The sequence below is a fragment of the Pseudomonas sp. UME65 genome, from assembly GCF_014170225.1.
Taxonomy (GTDB): domain Bacteria; phylum Pseudomonadota; class Gammaproteobacteria; order Pseudomonadales; family Pseudomonadaceae; genus Aquipseudomonas; species Aquipseudomonas protegens.
This window is the reverse complement of record NZ_LZZQ01000010.1, coordinates 286,453-306,197: the sequence shown is the minus strand read 5'-3', so window position 1 is coordinate 306,197 and position 19,745 is coordinate 286,453. Positions and strand designations below refer to the sequence as shown.

Below are 19,745 nucleotides of genomic sequence, written 5' to 3'. Positions count from 1 at the left end.
CCGCCCAAAAAGTGTTTCGTCCAATTGATTGGCCCTGATCCGCGACGCACCATTCCCGGCACCTGGACACACCAATAACAACAGGTCCGATGCCATGCCCCCACGCCCTGCCCGCTACGGCTGATACCTCTGGTTCCACCCTGCTCCCCTGAAACCTGTGCCCAGACCCTTTGCGCGGCACTGGCCAGCTGCACCCCTAACAATTAGAGAGACCGACGAATGAAGCCAAGCACCCCGCCGTCCTACCTTCTGCCCAGCCTCCTGGCCCTGGCGCTGAGCAGCACCGCCCTGCCGGCCCTGGCCGCAGAGTCGGGCTTTCTCGAAGATGCCCAGGCCAACCTGACCCTGCGCAACTTCTATTTCAACCGCAACTTCACCAACCCGACCAAGGCCCAGGGCAAGGCCGAGGAATGGACCCAGAGCTTCATCCTCGATGCAAAGTCCGGCTTCACCCAGGGCACCGTCGGTTTCGGCATGGACGTGCTGGGCCTCTACTCGCTGAAACTCGACGGCGGCAAGGGCACCGGCGGCACCCAACTGCTGCCCCTGGATCACGACGGCCGCCCGGCGGACAACTTCGGACGCCTGGGAGTAGCTTTCAAGGCGCGACTGTCTCAGACCGAGGTCAAGGTCGGCGAATGGATGCCAGTGCTGCCGATCCTGCGCTCCGACGACGGCCGCTCGCTGCCACAGACCTTTCGCGGCGGCCAGATCACCTCGAAGGAAATTGCCGGCCTGACTCTCTATGGCGGCCAGTTCCGCGCCAACAGCCCGCGTGACGACAGCAGCATGAGTGACATGAGCATGTTCGGCAAAGCGGCCTTCACCTCCGACCGTTTCAACTTCCAGGGCGCCGAATATGCCTTCAACGACAAGCGCACCCAGATCGCCCTGTGGAATGCCCAGCTCAAGGACATCTACAGCCAGCAGTTCGTCAACCTGATCCACAGCCAACCCCTGGGCGACTGGACCCTGGGCGCCAACCTGGGCTTCTTCTATGGCAAGGAAGACGGCAGCGCCCGCGCCGGCGACATGGAGAACCGCACCTGGTCCGGCCTGTTCTCGGCCAAATATGGCGGCAACACCTTCTATGTAGGCCTGCAGAAGCTCACTGGCGACAGCGCCTGGATGCGGGTCAATGGCACCAGCGGCGGCACCCTGGCCAACGACAGCTACAACGCCAGCTACGACAACGCCAAGGAGAAGTCCTGGCAGGTGCGCCATGACTACAATTTCGCCGCGCTGGGCGTTCCCGGCCTGACCCTGATGAACCGCTACATCAGCGGCAGCAACGTGCACACCGCCACCGTCAGCGACGGCAAGGAATGGGGCCGGGAAAGCGAAGTGGCCTACACGGTCCAGAGCGGCACACTGAAGAACCTCAACCTGAAGTGGCGCAACTCCACCATGCGCCGGGACTTCAGCAACAACGAGTTCGACGAGAACCGCCTAATCATCAGCTATCCCCTCAGCCTGCTGTAAGCCCCTTCCAACACGGGGCCGAGCCAAAAGGCCGGCCCCTGCAGCTGTCGGCCTTGAACCGTGGCGCCCAAGGAAAGGTCCGCTGGTCGGGCTTAGTAAAAAAAATCCAATACACAGATAAAGTAAAGGGGTATTCACTTCAGGCGGGCAGTGCTCGCTTCCAGGAAAGGAAACCTATCGATTCAGTTCCGTTATCCATCGGATGTCGTACGTGAAGCTGACGTAGCCTTGGAGGGTCTGCGTTATGAGCAAGCACATCGTCATTGTCGGAGGAGGTGTAGGCGGTACCATCCTGGCCAATCAACTGGTCAGCAAGCTCTACCCGGAGATACTCAGGGACGAGGTCAAAATCACCCTGCTGTCCGAATCGCCGGATCATTTCTACAAGCCCGCCTTCATGTATGTGGCGTTCAACCTGTTCTTCCAAGAAGAACTCAAGCGACCCGAACGCTCCCTGCTACGCCCCGAAATAACCTTCCGGGTCGACCCCGTCACCCGCTTCGATTTTGCCGGCCAGAGCCTGCACACTCGCAGCGGCAAACGTCTTGGCTACGATTTCCTGGTGATCGCCACCGGCTGCGTACCGGCACCGGAACGGATCGAGGGGCTCAAGGAAGCCGGCGACCACTTCTACCAATACCAGCCTGCCCGGCAACTGGCGCAGCGCCTGAGCCGGATCGAAAAGGGCCGGGTGTTCATCACCGTGTCGTTTCCGCAAACACCCAATGTTCCTCATCAATGCGGCATCGCGCCGGTAGAAACGACCCTGATGCTCGATGACTTCCTGCGGCGGCGCGGAGTACGGGATCGGGTCGAGATCATCTACACCTACCCCAGCACCGCGCAGCTACTGCGCAATTGCCTGTTCCTGCAACGCCCGGTCGGCGAGGTGCTGCCGGATATCTTCGAACAGAGGAACATCCGCTTCCAGCGCGGCTTCACCCTGGCCAGGGTCGACCCGGACCGGCGCATCGCCTACTCGGAGGAAGGCGCTGAGCAGCCTTTCGACATTCTCATGGCCACCCCGCCAATCCGGGCCGTGGACGCCGTGCTCGAATCCGGCGCGTCTCAGGCACAGGGCCAGGAGGGCTGGCTGCCGACCCATCACGAAACCCTGCAAGTCTATGGCCTGGAGCGGGTCTATGTGATTGGCGATACCGTCGACCTGCCGATCAGCAAGGCCGGCGGCGCCTGCCACAACCAGGCCCCGGTGATTGCCAACAACATTGCCGGAGAAATCCGCCTGGGCTCTCCCGAGGCGGTTTATGACGGTAGGGTCCAGGCGGTCGCGCAGATGGGCCTCAATGCCGGCATGCCCCTTTGGTACGACTATGCCCACGACGTTCTGCCCACCCCGTCGAGCAAGTTGGGTGGCCTGCTGCGCACCGGATTCAATCGCGGCCTGTACTGGGCCGTAGCCCGCGGAATGCTTTGACCCTGCACAGGGAGGAGACAACGCCATGGACAGCTTTGATCCAAGCATGCCTGGTCCAAGGGCGACCCAGCCTGAAGTCGCCGGCACACCAGGCCTGGAAGCCCTGATGAAAAAGCTCCAGCCGCTGCTGGACAGCGCTCGCCTGGACAACATGGTCGACCTGTTGTCCCTGCTTTGCGATCTGATCGACATGCTCGATCAGGCGATGATCGAAAAACTTGCGCAACAGTTTGAAGAAGCCACCGCTGCCACCTGGATGCTGGGCAATGCACTACGCATGGCCAAGGCCGAAACCTCAGCGCAAGGTACCGCTCCCAGCCTGTACGGGCTGCTCTCGCTGCTGCGTGAGGAGGACACGCGACGTGGCGCAGCCCTGCTCCTCAGAACCCTGAATGTCATTGGACGACAACTTTAAAAAGGATGTTTACATGAGTACCAAGCCTCAGCCGACCACGGCCAGGAACCTCAGCACCCAATGGGATCCCCAGGCCTACCAGCAGTTCGTGCGCCTGCGAGAACGACCGGCGGTCGAGCTACTGGATCATGTCGCCCTGCAGCAACCCCATCACATCTACGACCTGGGTTGCGGAACAGGTATCGCCACTCAACTGCTGGCGCAGCGCTGGCCCTACGCGGAGCTGACAGGCGTGGACAGCTCCTCGGAAATGCTTGCCGAAGCCAGCTGCCTGCCGATCAAGGCGCTGTGGCGCAGGTGCGACCTGCTGCAATGGAAAGCCGAACAGCCTGCAGACCTGTTGTTCGCTGCCGCAGTGCTGCACTTCATGAGTGACCACGAACACCTGCTGCCGCGCCTGTTGAACCAGCTCAACCCCGGCGGCTGCCTGGCGGCGCATATGCCCAATTGGCGCGACGCCCTGTGGTATCAGTTGATACTCGAAAGCCTGGAACAGGCAGGACCGGACGGCAAGCCGCTGGGCACCCCGGAGCTGCGGGCGTTCATGGCCGAGCGCCGGGTACTGTCGCTGGATAGCTACTACCGTTTGCTGGCGCCCCTGACTCGGGAACTGGACATCTGGGAAACCGAACACCTGCAGGTCGTGGAAGGCCAGTCGCCGATCTTCGACTGGGTCAAGGTCTCGGCCTTGCGCCCCGTACTCCTGAGCCTGGACGAGCGGCAACGACAATGCTTCCTCAACCATTACCTGGCACGGGTACATCGCTACTATCCGCCCGAAGGCGATGGCCGGACGCTGTTCCCGTTCAAGCGGGTGTTCATTCTGGCCACCGTCTGAAATCGCGCGGTGCAGCCCCGGCGCCTCAACTGCGGGATTCGATGCCCAGTTCGTCCCACACCGATTCCGCCAGGTGGAAGGTGGCGTTGGCCGCCGGGATTCCGCAGTAGATCGCGCTCTGCATGATCACTTCCTTGATCTCGCTGCGGCTCACCCCATTGTTGGCGGCGGCCCGCAGGTGCAGCTTGAGCTCCTCGTTGCGGTTCATGCCGATCAGCATGGCGATGGTGATCAGGCTGCGGGTGTGTCGCGGCAGGCCCGGGCGGGTCCAGATGTCGCCCCAGGCATGGCGGGTGATCATTTCCTGGAACTCCGAGTTGAACTCGGTCAGGGCATTGAGGCTGCGGTCTACATGGGCATCGCCCAACACCGCGCGGCGAACCTGCATGCCTTCGTCATAACGCTGTTTCTCGTCCACAAAGGGCTCCTTGAATCGACTCTCAGGCCAGCAGAAAATCCACGACCCGGGCGCTGAAAGCGTCGCCGGCCTGGACGTTGGACAAATGCGCAGCATAGAACTCGGCATACTCCGCGCCCGCCACATGCTGCTGGATGAAATGCCCGCCGGACGGTGGTGTCACGGCGTCTTCAGTGCCGGCAATCACCAGGGTGGGCACCTTGATCGCCCCCAGCTGTTCACGGAAATCCGCGTCCCGCACCGCCGCGCAGTTGGCCGCATAGCCTTGCGGCGAGGTGGCCGCGAGCATGTCGGTGATCAGCTTGGCCTGGTCAGGGTGAGCTTCGGCAAAGTCGCTGGTGAACCAGCGGGCGATGGAGGCATCGCGCAGTGCCACCATGGCTGCCTGGCCGTCACGTAGCACGGTCTCGATCCGCGGGTTCCATACGGACGGGTCGCCGATCTTCGCCGCGGTGTTGCACACCACCAGCTTGTGCAGACGCTCGCTGGCATTGATCCCCAGCCACTGGCCGATCAGCCCGCCCATGGACAGGCCACAGAAATGCGCACGCTGGATATCCAGCGCATCCAGCAGCGCCACCACGTCGCGGCCCAGTTGCTCGATGCTATAGGGACCTTCGGTGACCAGGGAACGGCCGTGGCCACGGGTGTCCATGCGCAGCACCTGGAAGTGCCGGGTGAAGGCCTCCATCTGCTTGTCCCACATGTGCAGGTCGGTGCCCAGGGAGTTGGACAGCACCAGTACCGGCGCGCCCTCGGGCCCTTCGAGTTGATAGTGCAGTTCGCCCTCGGCGAGTTTCACGAATCCCACAGCAGTCTCCTTCAGGCCTTCAAGGCAAAATGTTCAGCCACGGCGCGCTCGACCCAGGCCTGCGCCTGGCCCAGGTAGTGCGCCGGGTCCAATAGACGATCCAGGTCCGCCGCCGACAGCTCGGCGGTAACCTGGGAATCCTCCCCCAATACCCCACGCAGATGGCGTTTCTCGGCCACTGCGCGCTTGCAGCATTGTTCCAGCAGATGGTGGGCGGTTTCCCGCCCCAGGCGCTGGGCCAGGGCAATGCTCACCGCTTCGGCCAGTACCAGGCCCTGGGTCAGGTCGAGGTTGTGCGCCATGCGCGCGCTGTCGACCTCCAGGCCTTCGGCCACCAGCAATGCTTGGTGCAACGCGCCAGACACCAGGCAGCAGATCTCCGGCAGGGTTTCCCATTCGGCGTGCCACAGGCCCAGGCTGCGCTCGTGCTCCTGGGGCATGGCGGCAAACATCGTCGCCAGCAGGCCGGGAACCCGGGTCGCAGCGCTGATCAGCACCGCCGCGCCCACCGGGTTGCGCTTGTGCGGCATGGTGGACGACCCGCCCTTGCCCGGCGCCGAGGGCTCGAAGACCTCCGCCGCCTCGGTCTGCATCAGCAGGCTGATATCCCGCCCCAGCTTGCCCAGGCTGCCGGCCAACAGGCCCAGCACCGAAGCGAACTCCACCAGGCGGTCGCGCTGGGTGTGCCAGGGCTGCTCCGGCAGGGCCAATTGCAGCTCGTCGGCCAGGGCCTGGGCAATCGGCAAGGCCTGCTCGCCCAAAGCCGCCAGGGTTCCGGAAGCGCCGCCGAACTGCAGCACCAGCAAACGCGGCTTGAGCTGCTGCAGGCGCTCGCGGCTGCGGGTCAATGCCCCCAGCCAGCCGCCGATCTTCATCCCCAGGGTCACCGGCGTGGCATGTTGCAGCCAGGTGCGGCCGGCCATCGGGGTCGTGGCGTAACGTTGGGCCTGGGCAACAAGGATGTCCCCCAGGCGCTCCAGGTCCTGCTCCAGCAGGAGCATGGCGCGGCGCAGTTGCAGCACCAGCCCGCTGTCCATCACGTCCTGGCTGGTGGCCCCCAGGTGCACAAAGCGCTCGGCCTCGCCATCGCTGCGGGCGATCTGCCGGCCCAGGGCCTTGACCAGGGGAATGGCCGAGTTGCCGGCCGTGGCAATCGCCTCGCCCAGCATCTGGAAGTCATACAGCCCGGCATGGCAGGCGGCCTCGATGGGCGCTACTGCACTGGCCGGGATCACCCCGACGCGGGCCTGGGCCCGGGCCAGGGCGGCTTCGAAATCGAGCATGGCCTGGACCCGCCCCTGATCGCAGAACACCCCGCGCATTTCCCGGGCAGTAAAGTAGGCATCGAACAACTGATTGCTCGCAGTCAGGGTCATAAACAGTCCTTGGCAAACCTGCGCCCGAGCCGGGCGCAGGTACACAGGTCAAAGGTCGTGGTGCAGGTAGGCGGCCTGTTTCGGCAGGCGCAGGCTGAACAGGAAGGCAATCGCCATCATCACCGTGACATACCAGTAAAAGGTGTTTTCCATGCCCATGTTCTTGAAGTTCAGGGCCACCCATTCCGCCGAGCCACCGAAGATCGCATTGGCCACCGCATAAGCCAAGCCCACCCCGAGTGCGCGCACTTGCGGCGGGAACATCTCGGCCTTCACCAGGCCGCTGATGGAGGTGTAGAAACTGACGATGGCCAGGGCCAGGGTGATCAGCACAAAGGCCAGGAACGGGCTGGTGACGGTCTTCAAGGTCAGCAGGATCGGCACTGTGAACAGCGTACCCAGGGCACCGAACCAGAGCATCGAGTTACGCCGGCCGATCTTGTCCGCCAGCATGCCGAACAGCGGCTGCATGCACATGTAGAGAAACAGCGCGCCGGTCATGATGTAGCTGGCGGTCTTGGCGTGCATGCCCGCGGTGTTCACCAGGTACTTCTGCATGTAGGTGGTGAAGGTGTAGAAAATCAGCGAGCCACCGGCGGTGTAGCCGAGCACGGTGATAAACGCCGCCGAGTGGTTCTTGAACAGCGCAGCGATGCTGCCGGCGTCCTTGTCCTCACGGATTTCCTTGCTGGTGGTTTCCTTCAGCGAACGGCGCAGCAGCAGCGAGATCACCGCGGCGATGGCACCGATCACGAAGGGAATGCGCCAGCCCCAGGCCTTGAGCTCGGCCTCATCGAGAAACTGCTGGAGGATCACCACCACCAGCACCGCCAGCAGTTGCCCGCCGATCAGGGTCACGTACTGGAAGGAGGCAAAGAAGCCGCGCTGGCCCTTGAGCGCCACTTCACTCATGTAGGTGGCGGTGGTGCCGTACTCGCCGCCCACCGACAGGCCCTGGAACAGGCGCGCCACCAGCAGCAGGAACGGCGCCCAGGCACCGATGCTGGCGTAGGTGGGCAAGAAGGCGATCACCAGGGAACCGGCGCACATCATCAGCACCGAGATCATCATCGAGTTCTTGCGCCCATGACGGTCGGCGACCCGGCCGAACAGCCAGCCGCCGATGGGCCGCATCAGAAAGCCGGCGGCGAACACCCCGGCGGTGTTGAGCAACTGCACCGTCGGATCGTCGGAGGGAAAGAAGGCCGGGGCGAAATAGATGGCGCAAAAGGCATAGACATAGAAGTCGAACCATTCCACCAGGTTGCCGGAGGAGGCGCCGACAATGGCAAAGATCCTTTTGCTGCGTTCCTCTCCGGTGTAGTGACTTGTCGTTGTTGTCATGGTTTTTTCACTCATGGGGGACAGTGTGAGTCTAGACACACTTGGCAACATTCCCGTTCCCTGCGGATAGCGCCCTGCCCGCTCCCGGGCAGAGGTCAATCGACCCTGTCAACCTGTAGCGACTGTAGCCGCTGCCAAGCCACGGCGAGGCTGCGAAAAGGCCCGAAGGGCCTTGCTTGGCGGTCTCAAGCCGAACCTCTGCCGGTCTCAAGCCCGCCGCGCCTGCTACGCAACCCGCGGCAGTGGCCACACAAGGCCGGGTCAGTAGTCGAAGAACACGGTTTCGGCGTCAGTACCCTGGAGGATCACGTTCCACTGGTAGTGACCGTCAGCATCGGCCTTGGCCAGCAAGGTGCCTCGGCGCTCCTCGGGCACGCAGGCCAGCAGCGGATCGCTGGCGTTGGCCGGCTCCCCCTCGAAGTAGATGCGGGTCAGCAGGTGCTTGACCAAACCGCGGGCGAACACCAGCACCACCAGATGCGGGGCCTGGGTCGTGCCTTTCAGGCCCGGCACCGTGCCCGGCTTGATGGTGGTGAAGCGAAAGCGCCCTTCGGCGTCCACCGGCACCCGGCCAAACCCCTGGAAGTTCGGGTCCAGGGGTTTGGCCTGATCGTCTTCAGGGTGGCGGTACTTGCCGGCGGCGTTGGCTTGCCAGACTTCCAGCATCGCGTCGTTGACGACGTTGCCGTTGCCGTCCACCACCTGGCCGGTGATCGCCACCCGCTCGCCCAGGGTGCCTTCCTCGGTCAGGTCTTCGCGGTTCAGCCAGGTCAGGCCGATGTGGTAGTAGGGGCCGACGGTGTGGGATGTAGTCGCGGTCAGGGTCACGTTATTTCTCCATCGGCGTGGCGTCGCGGCCGCGCAGGACAATGTCCCAACGGTAACCGAGGGCGTAGGAAGGAATGGTTTTCTCCAGGTCGAAGCTGGCGATCAGTCGTTCCTTGGCGCGGGTGTCCGGCACGCAGTTGTAGATCGGGTCATAAGCCAGCAGCGGGTCGCCAGGGAAATACATCTGGGTCACCAGGCGGGTAAGAATGCTCGGCCCGAACAGCGAAAAATGGATATGCGCCGGGCGCCAGGCATTGTGGTGGTTGCCCCAGGGGTAGGCCCCGGGCTTGATGGTCTGGAACTGGTACCAGCCGTCGGCGTCGGTAACGGTGCGCCCGGTGCCGGTGAAGTTCGGGTCCAGGGGCGCATCGTGCAAGTCGCGGTCGTGGTTGTAGCGACCGGCCGCGTTGGCCTGCCAGATCTCCACCAGGATGCCCGGCACCGGCAGGCCGTTCTCGTCCAGAACCCGGCCGTGGATGATGATGCGCTCGCCCTGGGGCTGCCCTTCGTGCTGGGCCGTCAGGTCGTTGTCCCGTTCCTGGATCGACTCGGCGCCGATGCTCGGGCCGGTGATTTCCGAGAGCGAGTGGGGAATGAACACCAGCGGCTTGGACGGCGAGCGGGTGTTGGTCGACTGGTAGGCCGGGTGCAGGTAATCAGGCTGAGTGCCCGCTTGCGGGCGCCGGTAACCGGGCTTGTCACTCATGGTGGTTCCTCGTTCTCTTCTTATATAAGGCAGGCAGTCAAACGCGCTCGATAGCCAGCGCCAGCCCTTGGCCGACGCCGACGCACATGGTCGCCAGGCCTTTTTTACCGCCGCTCTTTTCCAGCTGATGCAAAGCCGTCAGCACCAACCGCGCGCCGCTCATGCCCAGGGGATGGCCCAGGGCAATCGCGCCGCCGTTGGGATTGACCTGGGGCGCATCGTCCGCCAGGCCCAGCTCGCGCAGCACCGCCAGGCCCTGGCTGGCGAAGGCTTCGTTGAGTTCGATCACGTCGAAGTCGCTGACCGCCACGCCCAGGCGCTCGATCAGCTTGCGCACTGCCGGCACCGGGCCGATGCCCATGACCCGCGGCGCAACCCCGGCGCTGGCCATGCCCAGTACTCGCGCACGTGGGGTCAGGCCGTGTTTCTTGACGGCTTCGGCCGAGGCCAGGATCAGCGCCGCCGCACCGTCGTTGACCCCGGAGGCATTGCCGGCGGTGACGGTCTTGTCCGGGCCGTTGACCGGCTTGAGCTTGGCCAAGGCTTCCAGGGTGGTGTCGGCACGGGGATGCTCGTCCTGCTCCACCACTGTCTCGCCCTTCTTGTGGGCGATGCGCACCGCAACGATTTCCTCAGCGAAGAAACCGGCGGCCTGGGCCGCCGCGGCACGCTGCTGGCTGCGCAGGGCGAAGGCGTCCTGGTCAGCGCGGGACACTTTGTAGTCATCCGCCACGTTGTCGGCGGTCTGCGGCATGGCATCCACACCGTACTGGGCCTTCATCAGCGGGTTGATGAAACGCCAGCCGATGGTGGTGTCTTCCAGCTTCATGTTGCGCGAAAAGGCGGTATCGGCCTTGCCCATGACAAAGGGCGCGCGGGACATGGACTCGACGCCACCGGCAATCGCCAGCTCCATCTCGCCGCTGGCAATGGCGCGGAAGGCCGTGCCGATGGCGTCCATGCCCGAGGCGCAGAGACGGTTGAGGGTGACGCCGGGCACGCTGTCCGGCAGGCCGGCCAGCAGCAGAGCCATGCGCGCCACGTTGCGGTTGTCCTCGCCGGCCTGGTTGGCGCAGCCGAGGAACACCTCGTCCACGGAGCTCCAGTCCACGCTGGGGTTGCGCTCCATCAAGGCCTTGATCGGCAGCGCCGCCAGGTCGTCAGCGCGCACTGTCGAGAGGCCGCCACCAAAACGGCCGATGGGGGTGCGAATGGCATCGCAGATGAATACGTCGCGCATCAGGCTTCTCCAGGGGCTTGGCCATGGGCCGCGGCGGTGCGCGCTTCCAGGTCACGCAGGGCGGTCAGTTCAACCTCGGTGGGTGCTGCGGTCTCGGCCACCTGGTCGGCGAAGCGGATCGCCCAGCCAGTGGCGGCCACCACCTGCTCGCGGGTCACGCCCGGGTGCAGCGAAGTGACGATGAATTCGTGGGTACCGGCTTCCGGCTCCATGATGCACAGGTCGGTGATGATCCCCACCGGCCCCGCCCCTGGCAGGCCCAGGCGCTTGCGCGAATCGCCGCCTTCGCCGTGGCCGACCGAAGTCACGAAGTCGAGCTTGTCGACGAAGGAGCGCGAGGATTGCTTGAGGATGATCAGCACGCTCTTGGCCGAACCGGCGATCTCCGGAGCACCGCCGGCGCCCGGCAGGCGCACCTTGGGCCGGTGGTAGTCGCCGACCACGGTGGTGTTGATATTGCCGAAACGGTCGACCTGGGCCGCGCCGAGGAAACCCACGTCGATGCGCCCGCCCTGCAGCCAGTAGCGGAAGATCTCGCCGGTAGGCACCACGGTGTCGGCGGTTTCCGCCAGCTCGCCGTCACCGATAGAGAGTGGCAGGACGCTGGGCTTGGCGCCGATCGGGCCGGACTCGTAGATCAGCACCACGTCCGGTGATGAGGTCAGGCGTGCCAGGTTGGCGGCCTTGGACGGCAGGCCGATGCCGACGAAGCACACCGAGCCGTTCTGCAGGCGACGGGCCGCGGCCACGGTCATCATTTCATTGGTGGAGTAGGTCATTACTGGGCCTCCGAAGCTGCGGCCAGCTTGGCCTGGAATTCGCTGAAATCGGCACTGCCGTGGATGTATTCGTTGATCCAGGCGGTGAACGCCTCACGGTCGCGGGCGATCGGGTCCCAGGCCTGGTAGAAGCGGTTGTCGCGCTCGGAGTAGCCGTGGGCGTAGGACGGATGGGCGCCACCAGGCACATGGCAGACCGCGCTCAGCGCCCAGGTCGGCAGTACGCAGGCGTTCATCGGCGCGTTCAGGTCGTCGACGATTTCCTCGACGGTGACGATGCAGCGCTTGGCGGCCAGGGCGGCCTCTTTCTGTACCCCGAGAATGCCCCACAGCAGCACGTTGCCCTTGCGGTCGGCCTTCTGCGCGTGGATTACCGTGACGTCCGGGCGCACCGAAGGCACCGCCGCCAGCACTTCACCGGTAAACGGGCAGGTCACGGTCTTGATCAGGGGGTTGACCTTGGGCAGGTCGGAACCAGCGTAGGCCCGCAGGACGGCAAAGGGCAGGCCCGAGGCGCCGGCGACATAGGCGTTGGCCAGGTCGGCGTGGCTGTGTTCCTCGATCTCCAGGGGCTGTGGCCATTGCTTTTCCACGGCGTCGCGCAGGCGGTGCAGGGAGCCCACGCCCGGGTTGCCCCCCCAGGAGAAAATCAGCTTGCGAGCGCAACCGGCACCGATCAACTGGTCGTAGATCAGGTCAGGGGTCATGCGCACCAGGGTCAGGTCTTTCTTGCCCTGGCGGATGATTTCATGACCTGCGGCCGTAGGAATCAGGTGGGTGAAGCCTTCGAGCGCGACGGTGTCGCCGTCGTTGACGAATTGCTTCACCGCGTCGTGCAGCGAAAGGATTTCAGCCATGGATGGGGTCTCCCGATTGTTATTCAGCGACTGGAGAAAAAGGCGCTCTGGGCGCGCCGCAGTGACTGAAGATTAAGCCGGGGCCAAACCCCAAACAATCCGATAATCGACTGAGCGTTCGATTATCGAACAGATTGTTGCAGGGCTATCGATTGCTTCTCTTCAACCCCACAACAGCCCTGCCGGCCTTCTGGGGCCGCTGCCGCGGGCGAGGATAACGTTCGAAGAACCCTCTGCGCCCTTCAGGAGCAGCGGGCCCTTCGAGCCCGGTCGCAGCCTGCGGCAGCGGCTACAGGGTAGTCCGCGCTCAGGTCGCGTCTGCGTGACTGACCATGCCCTTGATCACCACCGCGGTGGTGGCCAGGGCCGCCGGAATCACCAGGGCAGTCAGCACTTGTTCGAAGTTCCAGCCCAGGCCCAGCAGGGTCGCCCCCATCCACGCGCCGAGAATGGCGCCGAAACGGCCAATGCCAAGCATCCAGGAGACCCCGGTGGCACGCCCCTGGGTCGGGTAGAAGCGCGCGGCCAACGACGGCATTGCCGATTGCGCACCGTTGACGCACATGCCGGCGATCAGCACCAGGGTGGCCAACAGGGTGATGTTGCCCAGGCTCTGCCCGACGGCGTAGGCAAAGACCCCAGCCAGCAGGTAGAAACAGCCGATCACCTTGTGCGGGTTGAAACGGTCCATGGCCCAGCCCACGGCCACCGCGCTAAGGACGCCGCCAAACTGGAACAGGGCGCCGATAAAGGCCGCCTGTTCCATGCTCGCCCCGCTGTCGCGCATCAGGGTCGGCAGCCAGCTGGTGAGCAGGTAGACAATCACCAGCCCCATGAAATAGGTCAGCCACAGCAACAGGGTGCCGACGCTATAGGTGCCGGAGAAGATCACCGCGAACACGTTGCGCGCCTTCACGGTCTTCTGTTCCGGCACGCTGAAGCTGCCAGCCTCGCCGACTATGGCCGGGGCAATCGGCGCCAGCGTCTTGCGCACCTTGTCGGTGCCACGATTGCGCACCACCAGGTAACGCGCGGACTCCGGCAGCCAGAGCACCAGCACCAGGGCCAGGATCAGCGGCAGGACCCCGCCGATCAGCAGCAGGCTGTGCCAGCCGAAGGCCGGGATCAGCTTGGCGGAAATGAAACCGCCGCCGGCCATGCCCAGGTTGAAACCGCAGAACATGCTGGTCACCAGCAACGACTTGTGGCGTTCGGGGGTGTATTCCGAAAGCAGCGTAGTGGCGTTGGGCATGCCCGCCCCCAGGCCCAGGCCAGTAAGGAAACGCAGGACCAGCAACTGGTCGACGTTGGTGCTGTAGGCCGAAGCCAGGCTGAAGGCACCAAACAGCAACACCGCCCCCACCAGCACCACCTTGCGGCCGAAACGGTCGGCCAGGGGGCCGGAGCCCAGGGCGCCGAAGACCATGCCGATCAATGCAGCGCTCATGACCGGGCCGAGGCTGGCGCGGTCGATGCCCCAGTCCTGGGACAGCGCCGGGGCGATGAAGCCCATGGCCGCGGTGTCCAGGCCATCGAGGAAGACAATCAGGAAACACAGGATCACCACGCGCCACTGGTAACGGGACAGCGGCTGGGCATTGATGAAGGACTGCACATCAAGGCAGTTCCCTACAGCGGATTGGGGTTGGTTCATTGTTGTTATTTCCACGCTAAAACGCAGGCGAGCACAGGCCGCCAGGGCTGATCAGGTCACTAAAGGGGTGGCGATATCAGGCGATGCGAGCGGGACGGCAGGAACGGTCGCGGCAACGACGCAGGGAAAGCGTGCTCATGAGTGTTGGCCTCTTCTTTATTATTGGGCGGGCCACCAGCGGCGGGCGAAGATGCCAGCTTGCCGCCGATGACGCTGCCGCGACATTAATGAGCCAGGGGAAACAGCGTCAATTCGCCAAAGGCGTATCTGTGCGTTTATCGAACAGCTTAAGCAAACAACTGCGCGCTCAGATCGCGGCTGGCGCTCAGCAAACCGGGGAGAAAGCGCTGCTCCAGCTCGGCACGGCTGACCCGCCCGGCGTGGGTACTGACGTTCAGCGCCGCCAGCACCTGGCCGGAAGCGTCATACACCGGTACCGCAATGGAGCGCAGGCCCTGCTCCAGTTCCTGATCAACGATGCACCAGCCCTGCTGGCGCACTTGCTGCAGGCACTCCAGCAAGGCTTCCGGGGTGTGCAGGGTGCGGCTGGTCTTGGCTTGCAGGTCCGCATGGTCGAGGTATTCGTGCAGCGACGAATCGTCCAGGGCCGCGAGTAGGATGCGCCCCATGGAGGTGCAATAGGCTGGCAAGCGGCCGCCGACAGACAGGTCGACCGAGATCAGCCGCTGGGTCGTGGCGGAACGGGCGATGTAGAGAATGTCGTCGCCTTCCAGGGTGGCCATATTGCACGCCTCGTGCAGTTGCTCGCTCATGCGGTCCAGGTAGGGCTGGGCGGAGACCGCCAGAGGCGTCGACGAAAGATAGGCGTGGCCCAGGGTCAGCACCTTGGGCAGCAACGAATAGGTACGCCCGTCGGTGGTGGCGTAACCCAGCTTGATCAGGGTGTGCAGGCAACGGCGCACCGCAGCCCGGGGGATTTCCGTGCGATGGCTGATCTGGGCGATGGTCAAGTGCCGCTTGCGCTCCTGGAACGCCTGCACCACCGCCAGGCCCCGGGCCAGAGAGGTCATGAAATCCGGGTCACCGGTCAACGCCTGAATCCTCTTTGCCGCAGACGCCACGATCGGCGGGGCCACTGAGGTAAAGGAATTACGCATCTGATCGTTCATTTCAGGCTCTCTGCGACGAAATTCTTCGGTATTACAAGCCGTATTGGCGAAGAAGCACAAGCTGGGGCCGGCAACATTGGGCGATTATCGAACCATCGACCGATAATCGCAATCCACCAAACCTGGCATCCGCGGCAGTGAGCCCGTGGGTTTATTGCAAAAAACCATAGTAATAATCACCAGTGGAATACCCGGTTATCCCGAGTCTTTTGCAACCGACCACTTGCATCAAGATGCAGACTCCCCATATAGACTTGTACCAGCGGAGTAAGAATCAGGCTTTCCTCCTGTAGGAAATGATTAGAACTTTTGTGTCACAAAACGCTCACAATAAAGTTGGTCATTTTAAACTTGCCACCCATAGAGTTATTCTTCGCCGAAGCTATACTGCCGGAGTGAGGAATGTGGAGTCAGTTGCCCCATGCTCCTCTCTCGGGTGACTTGAGACGGTAATCGGTCACCTGCCGCAAGCGCTTGACCCCTAACCAGATTCGGCCAGCCCGCTTGCAACCAACAACACTGTTGCTACGACAGTTGTTTTCATCCGGTGACGTGGCCGCATGCAATTAACGGCACGCTTGAGAGACTCGAAGTCAAGGCCAGACTGGCACTGACTTCAGCTCCGCGTAGATGCCCGCAAGCAATGCGTCGCACCGGACTGGACCTTCACTCAATTAGGTAACACTGTGACGAAAGATGAACTGCGCGCGGAACTTGAGCGCCAGGAGCAACGTTACAAGGAAGTTTACGGCGGCGAGATCACCCGTTATGCCGCCCAGCCGGAACCTGAACGCAAACCTTGGCGCAAACGCGCCAGTATTCTCGATCAGGCCTTCACCCAAGAACTGCAAAAGATGGAAAAAGAGCTCAAGGCCGAACAGCCGTAATGCTGGCAGCCTGACTCATTCAGGGCTTGCTCTACTTGCCCGCCCGATCATCCCGGCGGCCAGGCAGACCATTGATGCTCGTTACCCCGGGCCCATGGCCATCTCGCCCATCCACAGCGAGAGAGGCTACCGGGCAAGCCCTTTGGTTGAAATTTCATACACGCGTTTTAACCCTCTGATTTCCGCGCCCAGGCCATCGGATTGACCGCTCGTGCCCAATAAACTCAATGGCTTGCCGTGCTTGAGGGGTATGTGCGAAAACTCTGCTCCCGGTCAGTTTTTTCGTTGAAGAATGTTACCGGCGAGCACCTTGTGCATTGATTAGCGGGGTTTTCTGGCATAATCGCGCCCCCTTATGACCGGGTCAGAAAACCTTCATGATCGATTTATTCAGCGGACTGGATGCTTGGGTGCTTGTGAGCCTCTTGCTCGCCCTGGCTTTTGTCCTCGCCTACGAGTTCATCAACGGCTTTCATGACACCGCAAATGCGGTTGCCACTGTTATCTACACCAAGGCCATGCCGCCGCACCTGGCCGTGTTCTTCTCCGGTGTGTTCAATTTCCTCGGTGTGCTGCTAGGCGGGGTTGGCGTGGCCTATGCCATCGTCCACCTGCTGCCGGTCGAGCTGCTGATCAACGTCAACACCGGCCACGGCCTGGCCATGGTCTTCTCGTTGCTCGCCGCGGCCATTACCTGGAACCTGGGCACCTGGTATTTCGGCATTCCGGCCTCCAGTTCCCATACCCTGATCGGCTCCATCCTCGGTGTCGGCCTGGCCAATGCCCTGCTCAGCGACATCCCCCTGGGGGATGGCGTGAACTGGCAGAAGGCAATCGACATCGGCGCTTCCCTGGTGTTCTCGCCGATGGCGGGCTTCATTATTGCAGCGCTGGTACTGATCGGCCTGAAATGGTGGCGGCCGATCTCGAAGATGCACAAGACTCCGGAACAGCGCCGCAAGGTCGATGACAAGAAGCACCCGCCGTTCTGGAACCGCCTGGTACTGGTGATCTCGGCCATGGCCGTGAGCTTCGTGCACGGCTCCAACGACGGCCAGAAAGGCATCGGGCTGATCATGCTGGTACTGATTGGTATCGTGCCTGCCCAGTTCGTGATGGACCTCAACAGCACCACCTACCAGATCGAGCGCACCCGCGACGCCACCCTGCACCTGAGCCAGTTCTACGAGCGCAATCACGAGTCCCTGGGTGAGTTCCTGGCCCTGGGCAAAAGCGTGAAAGACGACCTGCCGGGCAAGTTCCGCTGCAATCCGCAGCAAACCGAACCGACCATCGCCGCGCTCCTGAGCAGCCTCAAGGGCGTTTCCGACTACCATTCGTTGTCGCCGGAAAGCCGCATCGAAGTGCGTCGCTACCTGCTTTGCCTGGATGACACCGCGAAAAAGGTCGGCAAGCTGCCAGGCATCTCGGCCCGTGAAAAGGCCGACCTGGACAAGCTGCGCAAAGACCTGACCGCCACCACCGAATACGCACCGTTCTGGGTCATCCTGGCTGTCGCCCTGGCTCTGGGCCTGGGCACCATGATCGGCTGGAAGCGCGTAGTGCAGACCATTGGCGAGAAGATCGGCAAGCAGGGCATGACCTACGCCCAGGGCATGTCGGCACAGATCACCGCCGCCGGCCTGATCGGCCTGGCGAACATCTTCAGCCTGCCGGTTTCCACCACCCACGTACTTTCCTCCGGCGTGGCCGGGACCATGGTCGCCAACAAGAGCGGCCTGCAGAGCGGAACGGTACGGACCATCCTCCTGGCCTGGGTCCTGACCCTGCCGGCGACCGTGGCCCTGTCCGCCGGCCTGTTCTGGGCAGCCTCCAAGATCCTGGGTACCTGATACCCCAGCCGGCAACAAAAAAGGTGCGTCCCTGGGGACGCACCTTTTTTTATGCCTTGAGCTTTCTTGCAGGCAAAAAAAAGGGCAACCGAAGTTGCCCAAAATGCCTTGCGTGCTCGTTGCCCTGGAAAGACTTAAGGCTTCTTGCGCTTATTCGCGTCTTTCCAGATAAAGAATCCAAACCCTGCGAAAAACAGAACCATGAGGCCGACAGTCAGCACTCCGGCGATCACCACATTGTCGAAAAACATGACTGGCCTCCTGCTCTTGCCCTGTTGCGATGGGGCTAAGTTAACCAAACGGGAGGCGGGGGAAATTGACCGGGGTCAATGTCGCCCATGACTGGGCGCGAGGAAGGGGGAATAAGTGACTTGCATCAACAGAAAGCGCCCTGATCAGCGCTTTTTCGGTTTGTTTTTCGGTTTTTTCTTGGCCTTGCCCAAGGGCATGGCGTGTTCGAATGCCTGGCGTACTTCGTTCAGGCGCTTTTCATTGAGATCATGCACACGCTTGGCACGCTCGGCGTTCAGGTCGATCAGCTTGTCGTCTTGATTCATGGCTTGGCTTGCATCACTCGTGGTCAATATCGGCCGCACGCCTTGAAGCAGCGGGCGGCCCTGGCGAATGTGCCAATAATGCGACGTGGCGCCGCACCTGACCAGTGATCAGACCAAGGCGACTGCAATAAAGTCGCTGCCGGGAAGACTTTTTATCCGCACAATGGCCGCCCCTCCCCACAGGAAACCGCATGTGGAAATGCCCAAGCACCTGCCCCCGCTGCTGGCCCTGCGCGCCTTCGAGGCCGTGGCCAGGCACCTGAGTTTCAGCAAGGCGGCCCAGGAACTGTGCGTCAGCCAGAGCGCGGTCAGCCATCAAGTGCACAAACTCGAACAGCACCTGGGCCAGCCGCTGTTTGTACGACGCACCCGGGCCATCGATCTGACCACCGCCGGCGCCAGCTATTACCAACAGATCCAGCCGGCCCTGGAGCAGATCGCCGAAGCCACCCGGACGCTGTTGGCAGCAGAGCCATCGCAGGTTCTGCGCATTGGCCTGCTGGCCTCCTTCGCCACCTTGTGGCTGGCGCCGCGCCTGGCGGACTTCAGCCGCCGCCACCCTCAGATCCAGCTGGAGCTGCAACCAGCCATCAACCTCGCAGATGTGGCCGGTGCCGAGGTCGACCTGGCCATTCGCTATGGCAAGGGCCACTGGCCCAACGTCCAGGCCACGCGCTTTCTCGCCGAGCAACTGTCACCGGTGTGCAGCCCCGCGTTCAAGGCCGGGGCCCTGGCCAACGGCACCTTGCTGATGGCCCGCTCCCACCGGCCCTTTGAATGGGACGACTGGAGCAGGCAGAACACCGTCGACCTCAGCCCTCACCCCAGCGTCATGCTCCACGACTACAACATCGTGGTGGAAGCGGCGGTGGCCGGCCAGGGCATCGCCATGGGCCGCCGCCAGTTGATCCGGCGCCACCTTGCCCAGGGCAGCCTGGTGGATGCCTTCGACCTGCCGGCTCTGCACAACGATCAGATCGGCTACTGGCTGGTGACCGCCGAAGGTCCGGCGAATCCGGCGGCGCAGTGCTTCGCCCAATGGCTGCTGGAGCAAGGGTGCGACCCATGAAAAATTCAGATACGTCGGATTAGATCTATCCGTTTGTCGCCCCCAGCCTGAACACCGATGCTGCAA

General features: G+C 63.0%; 20 protein-coding genes. 7 read left to right on the top strand and 13 right to left on the bottom strand.

Going from position 1 to position 19,745, the window contains the following annotated elements; all coding sequences use genetic code 11:
• Positions 1 to 219: 219 nt before the first annotated feature.
• From A9971_RS09155 to A9971_RS09140, 4 genes are all read left to right on the top strand, one after another.
• Positions 220 to 1,482, top strand: a complete 1,263-nt coding sequence (locus tag A9971_RS09155; protein ID WP_041116337.1) for an OprD family porin — start codon at positions 220 to 222, stop codon at positions 1,480 to 1,482.
• A 244-nt stretch (positions 1,483 to 1,726) separates the two neighbouring features.
• Positions 1,727 to 2,917, top strand: coding sequence for an FAD/NAD(P)-binding oxidoreductase (locus tag A9971_RS09150; protein ID WP_053156689.1), 1,191 nt, complete (start codon positions 1,727 to 1,729; stop codon positions 2,915 to 2,917).
• A 25-nt stretch (positions 2,918 to 2,942) separates the two neighbouring features.
• Entirely contained in the window at positions 2,943 to 3,332 is a 390-nt protein-coding gene (locus A9971_RS09145; RefSeq protein WP_041116334.1) for a DUF1641 domain-containing protein, read from the top strand.
• A gap of 13 nt (positions 3,333 to 3,345) precedes the next feature.
• Entirely contained in the window at positions 3,346 to 4,170 is an 825-nt protein-coding gene (locus A9971_RS09140; RefSeq protein ID WP_015634429.1) for a methyltransferase domain-containing protein, read from the top strand.
• Between the two features lie 25 nt (positions 4,171 to 4,195).
• On the opposite strand, the gene pcaC is transcribed toward A9971_RS09140, so the two are convergent.
• The 11 genes from pcaC to pcaR form a co-directional block, all read right to left on the bottom strand.
• A complete protein-coding gene (gene pcaC / locus A9971_RS09135) occupies positions 4,196 to 4,588 on the bottom strand; it encodes a 4-carboxymuconolactone decarboxylase (protein ID WP_011059667.1) in 393 nt (130 codons plus the stop codon).
• A gap of 22 nt (positions 4,589 to 4,610) precedes the next feature.
• Positions 4,611 to 5,399 carry a 3-oxoadipate enol-lactonase gene (gene pcaD, locus A9971_RS09130; protein ID WP_161467144.1) on the bottom strand — a complete coding sequence of 263 codons (789 nt, stop codon included), beginning with the start codon at positions 5,397 to 5,399 and terminating at the stop codon, positions 4,611 to 4,613.
• 11 nt (positions 5,400 to 5,410) lie between these two features.
• The gene (locus A9971_RS09125) at positions 5,411 to 6,775 is read right to left on the bottom strand and encodes a 3-carboxy-cis,cis-muconate cycloisomerase (RefSeq protein WP_183001417.1); all 1,365 of its coding nucleotides are present in this window, start codon (positions 6,773 to 6,775) and stop codon (positions 5,411 to 5,413) included.
• Positions 6,776 to 6,823: 48 nt separating this feature from the next.
• On the bottom strand, positions 6,824 to 8,134 hold the full coding sequence (locus A9971_RS09120; RefSeq protein ID WP_258611541.1) for an MFS family transporter: 1,311 nt from the start codon (positions 8,132 to 8,134) through the stop codon (positions 6,824 to 6,826).
• A 246-nt stretch (positions 8,135 to 8,380) separates the two neighbouring features.
• Complete coding sequence (pcaG, locus tag A9971_RS09115) at positions 8,381 to 8,947, bottom strand: protocatechuate 3,4-dioxygenase subunit alpha (RefSeq protein WP_047335869.1); 567 nt, start codon at positions 8,945 to 8,947, stop codon at positions 8,381 to 8,383.
• A gap of 1 nt (position 8,948) precedes the next feature.
• A complete protein-coding gene (gene pcaH / locus A9971_RS09110) occupies positions 8,949 to 9,653 on the bottom strand; it encodes a protocatechuate 3,4-dioxygenase subunit beta (protein ID WP_041116326.1) in 705 nt (234 codons plus the stop codon).
• Positions 9,654 to 9,690: 37 nt separating this feature from the next.
• On the bottom strand, positions 9,691 to 10,896 hold the full coding sequence (pcaF, locus tag A9971_RS09105) for a 3-oxoadipyl-CoA thiolase (RefSeq protein ID WP_170866331.1): 1,206 nt from the start codon (positions 10,894 to 10,896) through the stop codon (positions 9,691 to 9,693).
• Positions 10,893 to 11,672, bottom strand: a complete 780-nt coding sequence (locus tag A9971_RS09100; RefSeq protein ID WP_011059660.1) for a CoA-transferase subunit beta — start codon at positions 11,670 to 11,672, stop codon at positions 10,893 to 10,895. The genes pcaF and A9971_RS09100 overlap by 4 nt, the downstream gene beginning before the upstream one ends.
• Positions 11,672 to 12,529: a CoA transferase subunit A gene (locus A9971_RS09095; RefSeq protein WP_011059659.1), complete on the bottom strand. Its 858-nt coding sequence runs from the start codon at positions 12,527 to 12,529 to the stop codon at positions 11,672 to 11,674. The genes A9971_RS09100 and A9971_RS09095 overlap by 1 nt, the downstream gene beginning before the upstream one ends.
• A gap of 307 nt (positions 12,530 to 12,836) precedes the next feature.
• Positions 12,837 to 14,183, bottom strand: coding sequence for an MFS transporter (locus tag A9971_RS09090; protein ID WP_011059658.1), 1,347 nt, complete (start codon positions 14,181 to 14,183; stop codon positions 12,837 to 12,839).
• Positions 14,184 to 14,470: 287 nt separating this feature from the next.
• A complete protein-coding gene (gene pcaR / locus A9971_RS09085) occupies positions 14,471 to 15,313 on the bottom strand; it encodes a pca regulon transcriptional regulator PcaR (RefSeq protein ID WP_011059657.1) in 843 nt (280 codons plus the stop codon).
• Between the two features lie 686 nt (positions 15,314 to 15,999).
• On the opposite strand from pcaR, the gene A9971_RS09080 reads away from it, so the two are divergent.
• Complete coding sequence (locus A9971_RS09080) at positions 16,000 to 16,200, top strand: hypothetical protein (protein WP_011059656.1); 201 nt, start codon at positions 16,000 to 16,002, stop codon at positions 16,198 to 16,200.
• A 377-nt stretch (positions 16,201 to 16,577) separates the two neighbouring features.
• Positions 16,578 to 18,053, top strand: coding sequence for an inorganic phosphate transporter (locus A9971_RS09075; RefSeq protein ID WP_011059655.1), 1,476 nt, complete (start codon positions 16,578 to 16,580; stop codon positions 18,051 to 18,053).
• Between the two features lie 134 nt (positions 18,054 to 18,187).
• On the opposite strand, the gene ccoM is transcribed toward A9971_RS09075, so the two are convergent.
• Together ccoM and A9971_RS09070 are read right to left on the bottom strand one after the other, a co-directional pair.
• The gene (gene ccoM, locus A9971_RS33025; RefSeq protein ID WP_015634423.1) at positions 18,188 to 18,304 is read right to left on the bottom strand and encodes a cytochrome c oxidase subunit CcoM; all 117 of its coding nucleotides are present in this window, start codon (positions 18,302 to 18,304) and stop codon (positions 18,188 to 18,190) included.
• Between the two features lie 144 nt (positions 18,305 to 18,448).
• Entirely contained in the window at positions 18,449 to 18,610 is a 162-nt protein-coding gene (locus tag A9971_RS09070; RefSeq protein WP_015634422.1) for a hypothetical protein, read from the bottom strand.
• Positions 18,611 to 18,809: 199 nt separating this feature from the next.
• On the opposite strand from A9971_RS09070, the gene gcvA reads away from it, so the two are divergent.
• On the top strand, positions 18,810 to 19,679 hold the full coding sequence (gene gcvA, locus A9971_RS09065; protein WP_220803138.1) for a transcriptional regulator GcvA: 870 nt from the start codon (positions 18,810 to 18,812) through the stop codon (positions 19,677 to 19,679).
• The last annotated feature ends 66 nt before the right edge of the window (positions 19,680 to 19,745 follow it).